Genomic DNA, 12,955 nt, shown 5'->3' with positions numbered 1-12,955 from the left:
GGAGTTCAGATGATGAGCGCAGTGCTGCGCAGGATGTTGCTGATTGGTCTGTTGGGTCTCTCGGTGGCCGGGGTCCAGGCAGAGGTGCTGGTGGAATCTGCCTGGGTGCGGGAAGTACCCCCCGTTTCCGAGCATTCCGCGGCCTACATGCGGTTGGTCAACACTGGCGAACAGGAGCGGCGCCTCGTTGCCGCCGAGACTTCGGGTTTCAGCCGTGTGGAGATTCACGAATCCATTGAGAGGGACGGCGTTGCCCGCATGGAGCACCGCGACGCCATCGTCATCCCTCCGGGTGGGGAGGCCATACTGCAGCCGGGTGGCTACCATCTCATGTTGATGCGACGCACCGGCGAAGCCCCTCGGGCGGGGGACGATATTCAACTTGAACTGGTATTTGCCGACGGCGAGCGAATGACGGTGATGGCCGAAGTCTCCCGTCATGGACCTGACGGTGAGGCCGGTGAGCACCATCATGACCATGACCGCGACGGTCATGGCCACGGTCACTGATCGGCTCAATCCAATTGGGCTGTCAGTTCGTTGGGGCATTCCTTGCCGGTGCGGAGTTGCTCGAGGTTGGTCAGCGTGACCTCTGAAATCTGCGCCATGGCCTCTTCCGTGAAGAAGCCCTGATGGCCCGTGATCAGGACATTGGGGAAGGTCAGCAGGCGCGAGAGCATGTCGTCGGTGAGGATTTCGTCCGATAGGTCGCGAAAGAAGACCGGCCCTTCCTGTTCGTAGACGTCCAGCGCCAGATACCCCACACGCCCCGATTTCAGCGCCTCGATGACGGCCTGGGTATCCACCAGCCCGCCGCGGCTCGTGTTCACCAGCATGACGCCGTCACGCATCTTCGACAGGGCGTCGTGGCTGATCATGTGGTGATTGTCCTCGGTGAGCGGGCAGTGCAGGCTGATCAGGTCCGCCTGACCATAAAGTTCATCCAGGCTCACATATTCGCCACCCAGCGCCACGAAATCCGGGTTCTCGAAGACGTCATAGCCGATCAGGCGCAGCCCGAAGCCCGACATCACCCTGGCGGTGGCAACGCCGATCCGCCCGGTGCCCACCAGCCCCGCCGTGCGTCCATGCAGGTTGAAGCCCAGCAGCCCGTTGAGATTGAAGTTGCCTTCCCGAACCCGGTTGAAGGCACGATGGGTATTGCGGTTGAGCGTCAGTGCCAGCGCCATGGTGTGCTCGGCGACAGCCTCCGGCGAGTAGGCCGGCACACGGACAACGGCGAGCCCCAGTTCCCGGGCCGCGTTCAGGTCTACGTTGTTGAAGCCGGCACAGCGCATGGCGATGACCTGCACCCCGGCCTCTTTCAGTGCCGCCAGGCAGTCGTGGTCCAGGTTGTCGTTGACGAAGGCGCAGACCGCATCGACGCCACTGGCGAGCCTGGCCGTGTCGGCGTCGAGCTTGGCTTCACTGAAGTGGAGCTCAAAGCCGAACGCCGCATTCGCGGCAGTGAAGAACTGCTCGTCATACTTCTGGGCGCTGTAGAAGCGTATGCGCATGTTGGTCACTCCGGCGGCGATCAGGCGCCCCTTGGCACGGTCTGGGGCTCGATGAACTCGAACAGTCCTTCCAGACCGCCTTCACGGCCATAGCCGGACTGTTTCATGCCGCCGAAGGGCGCCTCCGGCGTGGGGCCGGTGCCGGTGTTATGCCCGACATGGGCGAACTCCAATTGCGCAATCACGCGATCTGCCCGGGCATCGTCACGGGTGAACAGGTAACTGGCCAGCCCGAACTCCGTGGCGTTGGCCAGTTCGATGGCTTGCGCCTCGTCGGCGAACTCCACCAGCGGTACCAGCGGCCCGAAGGTCTCTTCCCGCCAGCAGGCCATCTCCGGCGTGGCCCCTTTCAGGATGGTGGGCGGGAAGAAGCCGCCCCAGTCCTGATCAATGGCTTTCGGCAACTCTCCGGCGACGATTTCCGCGCCCTTGTCGACGGCGTCCTGCACATGACGGCGCACCTTGTCGAAACCGTTGCGATCGATCAGTGGGCCGATGTCAGTCCCTTCGGCCATGCCGTCTCCCACAGTCATCTTCGACACACGTTCCTGCAGCCGACTGGCGAATGCGTCCGCCGCTCCGGACTGCACCAGAATGCGGTTGGCGCAAACACAGGTCTGGCCGCCGCCACGGAATTTGTTGGCGATGAGGTTATCTGCTGCTGCGTCCAGGTCGGCGTCATCGAAGATGATATAGGGTGCGTTGCCACCCAGCTCCAGGGTGAGTTTTTTCACCTCGGGTGCGCACTTCTTGATGAGTTCGCGGCCCACCTCGGTGGAACCCGTGAAGCTCACCACGCGCACATCCGGGTGGGCGCAGAGCGTGTCACCGATGGGGCCGGCGCTGCCCATTACCAGGTTGACCTTGCCCGCGGGCAGCTTGACCACATCGTGCAGCAGTGTGAACAGAGCGATCATGGTCAGCGGCGTCTTGGAAGACGGCTTGATCACCGATGGGCAGTCAGCGGCAATAGCGGCGGACAGCTTCTTCGCGATCATGCCGGCAGGGAAGTTCCAGGGCGTGATCAGCCCGACCACGCCGGCGGGGCGGTAGTGCACTGTCCACGAGCAACCCCGTGGCTGTTCGTCGAGCTTGCGCGGCGCAAGTTCGTGCACGTGCTTGGCGCAATAGGCGAAAAAGCCTGCCGCGTAGTCGACTTCGCCCTTGCCCTCGGCCAACGGCTTGCCATGTTCCAGCGTCAGAATGCGGCCGATTTCGTCCCGGTGTTCGGTGAGGGCGGCGGCAATGGCCTCCAGCCACTGTCGGCGCTGATCCAGGCTTGCGGGTTTTGCCAGCGCTCCGCGGGCAGCGGCAATGGCGCGTTCCGTTTCCGCTGCACCCATGTTGGGGATCTCGTGCAGCAGTTCGCCGGTTGCCGGATTGGTGACTGCCACGCGCTTGCCGCTGTCGGCGTCGACCCACTGGCCGTTGATATAACCCTGAACGTGCTGGAGTAGAGGTGAATCGATCATGCTGACCCCCGTGAATGAAGCCGGTTGATGTCATGGATCACCGGCTCCGGAGAATGTAAGTTCCCGGACGTTAAACACGGCGCTCGACCCCGTCAACCGGACTTGCCGCAAATCACACGGACGGCGCGGTGTTGCCGGGCATGAGGCGTAGAGCGCATAAGTCTTGACCGGGGCTGGCGGCGCGGCCCATAGTCCTCCGGAAAGGCCCCGCTGAAGGGCCGTAACGCAAACACTCGGTCGTTTGGAGCAAGGCATGGCAGTCAATCCGGTTGATACCGATCTCACTGAACTCGATGACACGCGGGATTCCACCTGGAGCCCTTACCTGCGGGCAATCCCGGTGTCGGGTATTCGGCGCATGGTGGACGTGGCGTCGAAGATGGATGACGTGATTCACCTGTCCATCGGTCAGCCGAATTTCCCGACGCCGCGGCATATCATCGATGCTCACATCGACGCCCTGGAACAGGGTCAGACCGGCTACACCATGGATGCCGGACTGCCGGAGCTGCTGGATGCCCTGGCCGAGTACTACGGCAAGCGCTACAACCGCACACTGACCCCGGAGAACATCCTGGTGACCACCGGCGCCACCGAGGCCATGTATCTGGCACTGACCGCCACCTCGGCACCCGGTCGGCAGTTTCTGGTGACCGACCCCACCTTCCTGCTCTATGCACCGCTGATCCGCATGAACGGCGGTGAAGTGAAATACATTCCGACCCGCGCCGAGAACGGCCATCAGCTCGATCCCCAGGAAGTCATCGACGCCATGGGGATGCGCACCTACGGTATCGTGCTGAACTCGCCCAGCAACCCCACGGGTACCGTCTATCCGCGAGAGACCATCGAGACCATCCTGGAGGAGGCCGCCTACCGCGGCATCTACGTCTACAGCGACGAGGTCTACGATCACCTGCTGTTGGATGATATCGAATTCCCCAGCGTGCTGCGCTATGCGCCGGACCTCGACAACGTCATGATGGTGTCCAGCTTCTCCAAGACCTTCAGCATGGCCGGGCTGCGCATCGGCTGGCTCATTTCCAGTCAGGGCGCGATTCGCAAGCTGCGCCGCTATCACATGTTCACCACCACCGTGGCAAACACGCCTGCCCAATGGGCCGGCGTGGCGGCCCTGCGTGGCCCCATGGATTGCGTCGATGACATGGTCAAGGAATATGCGGCCCGCCGGGATCGACTGGTACAGCTTGTGGGAGACACGCCCAACCTTACCGGCTACTGGCCCCAGGGCGCCTTCTACATGTTCCCGAGTCTGCCGGCACGCACCGACGCCTCCAAGGTCTGCATGCGGATGCTGCGTGAGACCGGGGTCTGCACGGTTCCCGGGGATGCCTTTGGCGAGAGCTGTCTGAACTCCTTCCGCATCAGCTACAGCACCTCCATGGACAAGATCGAGGAAGCCTTCGAGCGGATCATGCCCTGGCTGGACAAGCAGACTTTCGAATGAGTGATGCCGTCCTGATCCGGCGCGAGGGAGCGGTTCTCTGGATTCGCTTCAACCGTCCGGAAAAACGCAATGCCCTCACCAGCCCCATGTATGAGGCGATCTGTGATGGCGTGCGTGAGGCGCGGGACGACAGCGGCGTCAGGGTGCTTGCCTTCGGCGGCGAGGGCGATGCCTTTACCGCCGGTAACGACCTGCAGGACTTCGCCACCTGGGGCGACTTCCTGCAGCGCGGCGCCCAGCCACCCGTTCTGGAACTCATCGACCTGGTGGCGGACTTCGACAAGCCCATGATTGCCGCCGTGCGGGGTGCTGCTGTTGGCATCGGCACGACCCTGCTGTTGCATTGCGATGTGGTGCTTGCCAGTGGTACGGCGAAGTTCTGCATGCCCTTCGCCGGGCTTGGCGTGGTGCCGGAGTTCGGCGCCTCCTGGCTCTTGCCCCGGATTGCCGGGCGGGTGCTGGCCTCCCATGCGCTGCTGACGGCAGAGCCCTTTGATCTCGACCGGGCCGTTCAACTGGGTATCGTGTCGGAGCCCTGCGGCGATGGCGAACTGGATCAGCGCGCTACCGAGCGAGCGGCGAAGCTCGCCGCCATGCCGCCTCTGGCGCTCAAGGCAACACGTCGATTATTGCGGTCGGAGGCTGAGCAAGCAGAGCTGCGTAAGGTGATCCACGCGGAGAAGCTGGCCTTTATCGAGGGGCTGGCATCGGCCGAGCACCGTGAGGCGGTGACAGCGTTTTTCGAGAAGCGGCCACCCCGGTTCGATGGCTGCTGACCATGGCTGACATCGCCACCCTTCGCCGCCTTTTGCGGGACACCAGAACCATCGCCGTGGTGGGGTTGTCCGCCAACTGGTATCGCCCCAGCTTTTTCGCCGCCAAGTACATGCAGGACCACGGTTATCGCATCATCCCCGTGAATCCGGCCTACACCGAGGTGCTGGGCGAGACCTGCTACCCGAGTCTGGAAGCTATTCCCGAGCCGGTGGACATGGTGGACGTCTTCCGCCGCGCCGAGGAACTGCCCGCCATCGTGGACAGCGCCATCGCCATCGGCGCCCGAACCGTCTGGATGCAGCTCGGCGTGATCAACCAGGAAGCTGCCGAGCGTGCCCGGGCAGCAGGGCTCGACGTCGTCATGGACCGTTGCGTGAAGATCGAGCACGGGCGGTTGTTCGGCGGCCTACGCTGGATGGGGGTGAACACGGGGGTGATCTCCGCCCGCCGGCCTGTCTGAAGTCGTGAACCAATGAACAGCGAGGTGTGTGTCTGATGGCCGACCGACAATTCGGCTTCGAAACCCTGTGTCTCCATGCCGGACAGATTCCCGACGCCGAGACCGGCAGCCGTGCGGTGCCGATCTACCAGACCACGTCCTACGTGTTTGACAGCACCGACCATGCCGCCAGCCTGTTCAACCTGCAGACCTTCGGCAACATCTACAGTCGCATGACCAACCCTACGGTGGCTGTTCTGGAGGAACGCGTGGCAGCGCTGGAGGGTGGCCGGGCGGCCCTGGCCGTCTCCTCCGGCATGGCGGCACAGATGACCGCCCTGCTGACGCTCTGTCAGCAGGGCGACGAGATTGTCGCAGCGAGAACGCTCTACGGCGGCACCGTCAGCCAGTTCGATGTGACCTTCCGCAAGATGGGTATCAATACCGTGTTCGTCGACGCCGACGATCCGGACAACTTTCGTGGTGCCATCACCGAACGCACCCGGTGCCTTTATGCGGAGACCATCGGCAACCCGGCGGGGAATGTGCTGGATATTCGCGCGGTCGCCGATATCGCCCACGAGGCGGGCCTGCCCCTGGTGGTGGACAACACCCTGGCGAGCCCGTATCTGTGCCGGCCCATGGATCACGGAGCCGACATCGTGGTGCACTCGGCCACCAAGTTTCTTGGCGGCCACGGTACCACCATGGGCGGCGTGATTGTCGAGTCGGGGCGATTCCCCTGGGACAACGGCAGGTTTCCGCAAATGCTGGAGCCCTCCGCCGGGTACCATGGCGTGCGTTTCTACGAGACATTCGGCGATTTCGCCTTTGTCACCAAGGCGCGGGTGGAGACGTTGCGCACCCTGGGTGCAACGCTGTCGCCGTTGAACGCGTTTCTGCTGTTGCAGGGCGTCGAGACGCTACCGGTACGGATGGACCGGCATTGCGCCAACACCATGGCAGTGGCCCGGTTCCTGGAGGATCACCCGCTGGTGAGTTGGGTGCGTTATGCCGGCTTGCCCGGCAGCCCTTATCACCAACTTGCGCAGCGCTACCTGCCCCGGGGTGCCGGCGCAATTCTCACCTTCGGCATTCGCGGCGGCCATGAGGCGGGGGTGCGCTTCATCGAGGCCTGCCAGTTCCTCAGTCACCTGGCCAACGTGGGTGACGCCCGCACCCTGGTCATCCACCCCGCATCCACCACCCACCGGCAGCTGAATGACGAGCAACTGGTGGCCGCCGGGGTGGGGCCGGACATGATTCGGTTGTCCATCGGGCTGGAGACGGCGGACGACATCCTCTGGGATATCGATCAGGCGCTCACCGCAAGCCAGGCAGCTCCTTGAACCGGGGAGTCAGAAGGTCGGTGGCGTATTCACCCAGATGACCCGAGTGACCGTGTCTCCCGGATTGCGGTAGCTGTGGGGGCTGTCCGATCGGAAGAAAAATGAATCCCCCGCCTCGGCGATGTAGGTCTTGCCGTCGACATTGAGTTCGAGCGTGCCCTCGACCACATAGCCGAGTTCCTCTCCCTCGTGCTGCAACCCCTCATTGCTGTAGCCGCCTGGCTCGATCATGTGAACATTACCCTGCAGGAGATAGCCTGGCGCGTAGGGCACCAGCCGCTGTAGCTGGATCCCATGGCCCCGCCGCAACTGATCGGTGGTTATCACCGGGCGGTCCTTGCCACGGGTGACGACCGATGCGTCATCCACACCATCGGCGAAAAGGGTCGCCATGTTGGTACCCAATGCGCCGCATATCTTGTGCAGCATCGTGATTGACGGGTTTGCCCTGCGGTTCTCGATCTTCGATAGCGCGCTGACCGAACAGCCCACTGTGTCGGCGAGATCTTTCAGAGTGAGTCCTCGGGTCAGGCGGGTGTGCTTGAGTCGCGTGCCGATCCGCGGTTCCTCACGCGGACTGGGTGAGTCGTCCATGCCGGTCAATCGTGCAGATGATGTCGAGCTACTCACCGTCGATGATCCTCGTCTCCTGTGACCGGAATTGGTTGGACATGCTGCCCTGCCATGGTTCCCGCGCCTCACTGTCAGCATGAGTCCCGCTTATTTTGCACGCATTTCCGTTCAAGGCAATCAAATTCAAGCGACTTGAATTTAGAGATTATGTGTTTTACTAATTGAATAACAGCTTGAATGCACTGTGAAGACGCAGCCGCGACTTCGCCGGCCCGGAGAGGGGAGCCATGCCGAGAGAGCCACTGACATCGCCACAGCGTGCCCCATACAGCGCCATCGTTGACCGACCGCCTTTGAAACTGCCTGGTGGGGCACGCATGGCGATCTGGACCATCGTCAACGTCGAGCACTGGCACCACGGCCGGGCCATGCCGAGGGCCGTGCTTCCTCCGCCCATGGGGCAGCCGCTGCTGCCGGACGTCCCCAACTGGTCCTGGCATGAGTACGGAATGCGGGTGGGATTCTGGCGTTTCGTCGAGCTGCTTGATCGCCACGGCGTCACACCCACCCTCGCCATCAACGGCTCCGTCTGTCGTGAGTATCCGCGCATCGCCGAGGCGGCCCGGGATCGGGACTGGGAGTTCATGGGCCATGGCTTCATCCAGGGGCCGATGCACCGTGTGGAGGATCAGGATGCCGCCATCGCCGACACCATCGCCGCGATCAAGTCGGTGACGGGCCGCGCCCCGCGGGGTTGGGAAAGTCCTGGCCTCACCGAAACCGAATCCACCCTGGATCGCCTGCGGGCTGCGGGCATCGAGTACGTTGCCGACTGGGTACTGGACGATCAGCCCACCTACCTGCGCACCGCTCATGGGCCGATGATTTCCGTGCCTTACACGGTGGAGATCAACGATGTGGTCATCAGCGCCGTGCAGCTGCATGACTCGGAGGAGCTGTTCCGCCGAGGTGTTGCACAGTTCGAGCAGTTGTATCGGGAGAGTGCGGATTCCGCCCGGGTCATGGCGATCAGTGTGCACCCGTACCTGACCGGCGTACCCCACCGTATCGGCGCCATGGAGCGCCTCTATCAGCACATTCGCCAGTTTGACGATGTTGCCTTCATGACCGGCGAGAGTATCGCCGACTGGTTCCGCGGCCAGCAGGAGCCGGGATTCTGAGCAGCGAGCCAGACACTGCCACAACAGGAGTAGCCAAGACGATGGAAGAGAAACTGATCAACCAGGCTGCTGATCGCAGCGAGGCCCACTACAAGCCCTATGGCTGGCACCACTGGCCTGATTACCCCTGGATGTCCTACCAGTTCCGTCGGGCGCTGGGCGAGACCCAGGAAGGTGGTGGCGCCATCAGCGAATGTTTTCAGGTGGCCAGTCGCATCGACCCCTCCGATAGCGAGTCCTGGCATCGCGAGTGGCTGCGGGTTGGTGACCGCAATCGCGAGCGCGGCGATGCCGCCGAGGCGAATGGACATATCGTGACGGCGCAGAACTCCTGGCTGCGGGCGGTGGATTACTACCGCGAGGCGGAATTCTGGTTGGCCGGCGATGATCCGCGCCGCCTGGCGGTGTTCGACAAGCTGGAGGAGTGCACCGCCAAGTGGGGCCAATACCTCAATCCGGCCCTGGAGCCGGTGGAGATTCCCTATCTGGACGGCAAGAATCTGTACGCCTACTTCCTGCGCTCGCCGGTCAACTCCGAAAAGCGGCAGCCGGTGCTGATGTGCTTCGGCGGCCTGGATTCCTTCAAGGATGAAATGTGGTTCATGGTCGCCCACGGTGCCATTCAGCGCGGCATCTCGGTGCTGATGGTGGATGGACCGGGGCAGGGCGGCACCATTCGCCGGCACGGCATCGTCAATCGCTACGACTACGAAGTGCCGGTGGGTAAGTGCATCGACTACCTGGAAACGCGGGATGACGTCGATCCGAAGCGCATCGCCATGAGCGGCTCCAGCCTCGGCGGCTATTACGCGGCCCGGGCCGCATCCTTCGAACATCGCCTTGCAGCGGCTGTTTCCCATGGCGCCATCTGGAGCGTGAATGATCTCTGGGGCGAGGCGGACGACAGCCATGGCCTTGCTGGCCATATCCGCTGGGTCTTCGGCGTCAGCAACATGCGGGAGGCCTTCGAGAAGGGCAAGGATTTCAAGCTGGAAGGCGTGATCGACAAGATTCGTTGCCCCTACCTGATCGTCCACGGTGGTTACGACGTGCTTGGCGTCGATCAGGCCACCAAGGTCTACGAGTACGCCAAGGCGAACGGCGTCAACGTGACGCTGGACCTCATCGGAGAGGAAGAAACCGGCGCCGAGCATTGCCAGCATGACAACCCGACCCTGGGACAGGAGCGGGTCAACGACTGGCTTGCGGATGTGTTTGGTATTGATCAGCGGGCCTTGCTGAAAGGCTGACCCGCACCCTGTGACCCTGGAGGACCGACGCGATGAAGACGAGCAACACACTGCTACAAGCCGGCGTGATAGCCGGGCTGGCCCTGAGCGCCTTTGGTGCTGCCATGACGCCGATCACGGCGCAAGCCAATACCCCGGTGCTGAAGATCGCTCACGTGGTGCCACCGGGGGATCCCCGGGACACCGCGGCAAACCATGTGGCGGACCTGATGCGCAACTCCGACGCCTGCCCGATGGATGCAAATGTCTACCCTTCGGCCCAGCTTGGCGGCACCACCGACCTGATCGAAGGCATGCAGCTCGGATCCATCGAGGCAGTGGTGTTGCCGGCGTCCTTCCTGGTGGGCTTCCAGCCCATCATGGGGCTGATGGATTTCCCCTTCTTCTGGCCGACGGATCTCGACACGCTGCTTGAACTCCACCAGAGCGACGCCATGCGTCAGATGCTCGATACCACCGAAAGCCAGGGTGTCTATTCCATGGCTGTCTGGCACACCGGTTACAAGCAGTGGACAGCCAACGACCCCCTGCGGGCGCCCTCCGACTATCAGGGCAAGCGTGCCCGTGTGATGCCCTCGGCGGTGCTGGTGAAACAGCAGGAATCCCTGGGCATGACGCCGGTGGACATGCCGTTCCCCGAGACCTACAACGCCCTGCAGTCCGGCGCCATCTCTGCCCAGGAAAACCCCATCACCACCAGTTATGTCATGGGTTTTCACGAGGTTCAGGACTATCTGATCATGACCAACCACGGCAACCTTGATCAGATCTTCATGGTGTCCCGTGCCTGGTTTGATGGTCTGGGTGCCGACTGTCAGGCGGAACTCGAGGCTGCGGTGGAAGAGGGCCGTGAGCTTGTGGTGACCGAAACCCTGAGTCTCGAGGAGCGTGGCCTGGAGGCCATGGTCGAGGCGGGTATCGAGGTCATCGAACTCAGCAGTGGCGAGATCTCCGATCTGCGTGAGGCCACGTTGCCGCCGGTCCGCGAGCTGTTCCTGCAGCGCACCGGTGACGAGGGCCAGACCATCCTTGAGGCCATCGAATCAGAAATCGGTCGCTGAGGCTGTGATGACCAGGGTACTGGGTCGACTGCTCACGCTGCTGGATCACACCATCGCCTGGCTGGCGGGGCTTGCCCTGCTGATCATCACGGTGGTGCTGTTCACCAACAGCATGTCCCGCTACTTCGCGGGCATCGCCATCATCGGCGGCGAGGAGTTGGCCCGGTACCTGATGGTCTGGATGACCTTCCTCGGCAGCTATCTCCTGGTGCGAGTGCAGCGCCACGTCAGCGTGGATGTGCTGGCCCGTCTGTTGCCGAGTGTTGCGGTGCGCGTGCTGGACATCATCGTTGGCTGTGTCGGCGCAGTCGTGCTGGGTTTCATGGCATGGATCGGCTGGGATCTGGCCAGTTTCATCATGAACACCGGCCAGATGATGAGCAGTCTTCCCATCCGCCGGGGCTGGATTTACATGTCCGTTCCCGTGGGCTGTGGGCTGATGGCTTTCGCCTATACGATCCAGGTTGTCATCCGGCTTGCCGGTGGCGAACTACCAAGGCCAGAGCGTTTCGGGCTGGCGGGTGGTCCCGATGAACAAGCGGCCGTTGTTGCGTCCGAATCGCAGGAGTCCCGCTGATGCCGGCCGCCATACTGCTTAGCGCAGCCATTGCGCTGATCATTCTCTCGTTTCCCATATTCCTGGCGCTGCTTGCCGCCACCATCATGACCTTCGAGACCGTCGGTCCGCCCATGCCCAGCCGGGTGCTGGCGCAGCGCATGGTTGAAGGCGTCAACGTGTTCGCCCTGCTGGCAGTACCGTTGTTCATCTTTGCCGCGGACATCATAGGCCGGGGCCAGATCGGCCGACGCCTGGTCGCGCTGATGGAAGCCCTGGTCGGGCACCTGCGTGGTGGGCTGGCCATTGCCACGGTGTTGGCCTGCGCCATGTTTGGCGCCATTTCCGGCATTGGCGCAGCGGCGGTGGTCAGTATCGGACCCATCGTCTATCCCGCCCTGCTGCGGGCGGGTTACGACCGTGGTTTTGCCGTCGGGCTGATCCTGTCCGCCTCGACCCTGGCGATGATGATTCCGCCAGGTGTGGCCATGATTCTCTACTCGGTGCAGACGTCGACGTCAGTGGCCCGGGTTTTCCTTGCCGGGCTGTCTTCCGGCGTGCTGTTCGTGATTCTGATCTCCGCCTGGGCATACATCTATGCGGTGCGCAACGATATTCGCTCCGGCGAGCGTGCCGGGCTGAAGGAAGTCGGCCGGCGCCTGCTGGGCTCCGTCTGGGCGCTGGGCCTGCCCGTAATCATCTTCGGCGGCATCTACGGAGGCGTATTCACGCCGACCGAGGCCGCGGCTGCGGCCTGTGTCTATGCCGCCTTCGTCGAGACGGTGATCTATCGCCAGATCAAGCCGTGGCAACTGATCAAGATCAGTCAGCCCTCGGCCATCATGATTGCCACGCTGCTGATACTCATCGCCGCTGGTAGCCTGATGACCTGGTATCTCACCCTGGAGCGGGTTCCCGCGCAGATCGCCGCCGTCATGTCCGCGATACCGACCGAAGGCGTGCTGGCCATGATCAATGTGGTGTTCCTGATGGCCGGCATGTTCATTGATCCCAACTCTGCCGTCATCGTGCTCGCGCCGCTGATTCAGCCGGCGGCGATGGCGGTAGGCCTTGATCCCGTGCATCTCGGTGCGGTGCTGGTATTCAACCTTGCCATCGGCATGATCACGCCGCCTTTCGGCCTGAACATCTTTATCGGCATCACCACTTTCCGGCTGCCTTACCTGACGGTGGTGAAAAGCGTGATGCCGTTCATCGGCCTGGGAATCGTAGCCCTGTTGCTGATTACCTACATTCCCATCCTGACCACCTGGCTGCCCCGCGCCGTTCACGGCTGAGGCGCCGGATCCGA

13 protein-coding genes are annotated in these 12,955 nt (G+C 62.8%); 10 read left to right on the top strand and 3 right to left on the bottom strand.

Annotated elements, in window-relative coordinates; genetic code table 11:
- Positions 1-9 precede the first annotated feature (9 nt).
- The gene (locus J2T57_RS04305) at positions 10-510 is read left to right on the top strand and encodes a copper chaperone PCu(A)C (protein ID WP_253474767.1); all 501 of its coding nucleotides are present in this window, start codon (positions 10-12) and stop codon (positions 508-510) included.
- Between the two features lie 5 nt (positions 511-515).
- Here the strand turns inward: J2T57_RS04305 and J2T57_RS04300 are convergent, their stop codons facing one another.
- Positions 516-1,517: a 2-hydroxyacid dehydrogenase gene (locus J2T57_RS04300; RefSeq protein WP_253474764.1), complete on the bottom strand. Its 1,002-nt coding sequence runs from the start codon at positions 1,515-1,517 to the stop codon at positions 516-518.
- 20 nt (positions 1,518-1,537) lie between these two features.
- Entirely contained in the window at positions 1,538-2,989 is a 1,452-nt protein-coding gene (locus J2T57_RS04295; RefSeq protein ID WP_253474761.1) for an NAD-dependent succinate-semialdehyde dehydrogenase, read from the bottom strand.
- Between the two features lie 253 nt (positions 2,990-3,242).
- Between J2T57_RS04295 and J2T57_RS04290 the strand changes: the two genes are divergently transcribed.
- The 4 genes from J2T57_RS04290 to J2T57_RS04275 are packed head-to-tail and all read left to right on the top strand — an operon-like array spanning position 3,243 to position 7,022.
- On the top strand, positions 3,243-4,457 hold the full coding sequence (locus J2T57_RS04290) for a pyridoxal phosphate-dependent aminotransferase (RefSeq protein ID WP_253474758.1): 1,215 nt from the start codon (positions 3,243-3,245) through the stop codon (positions 4,455-4,457).
- Positions 4,454-5,233 (top strand): enoyl-CoA hydratase, encoded by a 780-nt coding sequence (locus tag J2T57_RS04285; RefSeq protein WP_253474755.1) that lies wholly within the window; start codon positions 4,454-4,456, stop codon positions 5,231-5,233. The genes J2T57_RS04290 and J2T57_RS04285 overlap by 4 nt, the downstream gene beginning before the upstream one ends.
- A 2-nt stretch (positions 5,234-5,235) precedes the next feature.
- Positions 5,236-5,694, top strand: a complete 459-nt coding sequence (locus tag J2T57_RS04280; RefSeq protein ID WP_253474752.1) for a CoA-binding protein — start codon at positions 5,236-5,238, stop codon at positions 5,692-5,694.
- 35 nt (positions 5,695-5,729) lie between these two features.
- Positions 5,730-7,022: an O-acetylhomoserine aminocarboxypropyltransferase/cysteine synthase family protein gene (locus tag J2T57_RS04275; protein WP_253474749.1), complete on the top strand. Its 1,293-nt coding sequence runs from the start codon at positions 5,730-5,732 to the stop codon at positions 7,020-7,022.
- Positions 7,023-7,031: 9 nt separating this feature from the next.
- Here J2T57_RS04275 and J2T57_RS04270 read toward each other — a convergent pair whose 3' ends face one another.
- Complete coding sequence (locus J2T57_RS04270; RefSeq protein ID WP_253474746.1) at positions 7,032-7,616, bottom strand: cupin domain-containing protein; 585 nt, start codon at positions 7,614-7,616, stop codon at positions 7,032-7,034.
- A 356-nt stretch (positions 7,617-7,972) separates the two neighbouring features.
- Here J2T57_RS04270 and J2T57_RS04265 point away from each other — a divergent pair, with 356 nt between their 5' ends.
- The 5 genes from J2T57_RS04265 to J2T57_RS04245 are packed head-to-tail and all read left to right on the top strand — an operon-like array spanning position 7,973 to position 12,941.
- Positions 7,973-8,776, top strand: a complete 804-nt coding sequence (locus J2T57_RS04265; RefSeq protein ID WP_253474743.1) for a polysaccharide deacetylase family protein — start codon at positions 7,973-7,975, stop codon at positions 8,774-8,776.
- A gap of 41 nt (positions 8,777-8,817) precedes the next feature.
- The gene (locus J2T57_RS04260) at positions 8,818-10,026 is read left to right on the top strand and encodes an alpha/beta hydrolase family protein (protein ID WP_253474740.1); all 1,209 of its coding nucleotides are present in this window, start codon (positions 8,818-8,820) and stop codon (positions 10,024-10,026) included.
- 32 nt (positions 10,027-10,058) lie between these two features.
- Positions 10,059-11,087, top strand: coding sequence for a TRAP transporter substrate-binding protein (locus J2T57_RS04255; protein WP_253474737.1), 1,029 nt, complete (start codon positions 10,059-10,061; stop codon positions 11,085-11,087).
- A gap of 7 nt (positions 11,088-11,094) precedes the next feature.
- Positions 11,095-11,664: a TRAP transporter small permease gene (locus tag J2T57_RS04250; RefSeq protein WP_253474734.1), complete on the top strand. Its 570-nt coding sequence runs from the start codon at positions 11,095-11,097 to the stop codon at positions 11,662-11,664.
- Positions 11,664-12,941 (top strand): TRAP transporter large permease, encoded by a 1,278-nt coding sequence (locus J2T57_RS04245; RefSeq protein WP_253474732.1) that lies wholly within the window; start codon positions 11,664-11,666, stop codon positions 12,939-12,941. The genes J2T57_RS04250 and J2T57_RS04245 overlap by 1 nt, the downstream gene beginning before the upstream one ends.
- Positions 12,942-12,955: the final 14 nt, after the last annotated feature.

The organism is Natronocella acetinitrilica (assembly GCF_024170285.1).
Lineage (GTDB): Bacteria > Pseudomonadota > Gammaproteobacteria > Nitrococcales > Aquisalimonadaceae > Natronocella > Natronocella acetinitrilica.
The sequence above is the reverse complement of the archived record's forward strand: the minus strand, read 5'-3'. Positions and strand labels throughout refer to the sequence as shown.

Bases quoted from the DNA above. Each gene is read 5' to 3' on its own strand.
- J2T57_RS04255 (WP_253474737.1), top strand. From the start codon at position 10,059: ATGAAGACGAGCAACACACTGCTACAAGCCGGCGTGATAGCCGGGCTG.
- J2T57_RS04300 (WP_253474764.1), bottom strand. From the start codon at position 1,517: ATGCGCATACGCTTCTACAGCGCCCAGAAGTATGACGAGCAGTTCTTC.
- J2T57_RS04295 (WP_253474761.1), bottom strand. From the start codon at position 2,989: ATGATCGATTCACCTCTACTCCAGCACGTTCAGGGTTATATCAACGGC.
- J2T57_RS04270 (WP_253474746.1), bottom strand. From the start codon at position 7,616: ATGGACGACTCACCCAGTCCGCGTGAGGAACCGCGGATCGGCACGCGA.
- J2T57_RS04275 (WP_253474749.1), top strand. From the start codon at position 5,730: ATGGCCGACCGACAATTCGGCTTCGAAACCCTGTGTCTCCATGCCGGA.
- J2T57_RS04260 (WP_253474740.1), top strand. From the start codon at position 8,818: ATGGAAGAGAAACTGATCAACCAGGCTGCTGATCGCAGCGAGGCCCAC.
- J2T57_RS04285 (WP_253474755.1), top strand. From the start codon at position 4,454: ATGAGTGATGCCGTCCTGATCCGGCGCGAGGGAGCGGTTCTCTGGATT.
- J2T57_RS04305 (WP_253474767.1), top strand. From the start codon at position 10: ATGATGAGCGCAGTGCTGCGCAGGATGTTGCTGATTGGTCTGTTGGGT.
- J2T57_RS04245 (WP_253474732.1), top strand. From the start codon at position 11,664: ATGCCGGCCGCCATACTGCTTAGCGCAGCCATTGCGCTGATCATTCTC.
- J2T57_RS04250 (WP_253474734.1), top strand. From the start codon at position 11,095: ATGACCAGGGTACTGGGTCGACTGCTCACGCTGCTGGATCACACCATC.
- J2T57_RS04290 (WP_253474758.1), top strand. From the start codon at position 3,243: ATGGCAGTCAATCCGGTTGATACCGATCTCACTGAACTCGATGACACG.
- J2T57_RS04265 (WP_253474743.1), top strand. From the start codon at position 7,973: ATGGCGATCTGGACCATCGTCAACGTCGAGCACTGGCACCACGGCCGG.
- J2T57_RS04280 (WP_253474752.1), top strand. From the start codon at position 5,236: ATGGCTGACATCGCCACCCTTCGCCGCCTTTTGCGGGACACCAGAACC.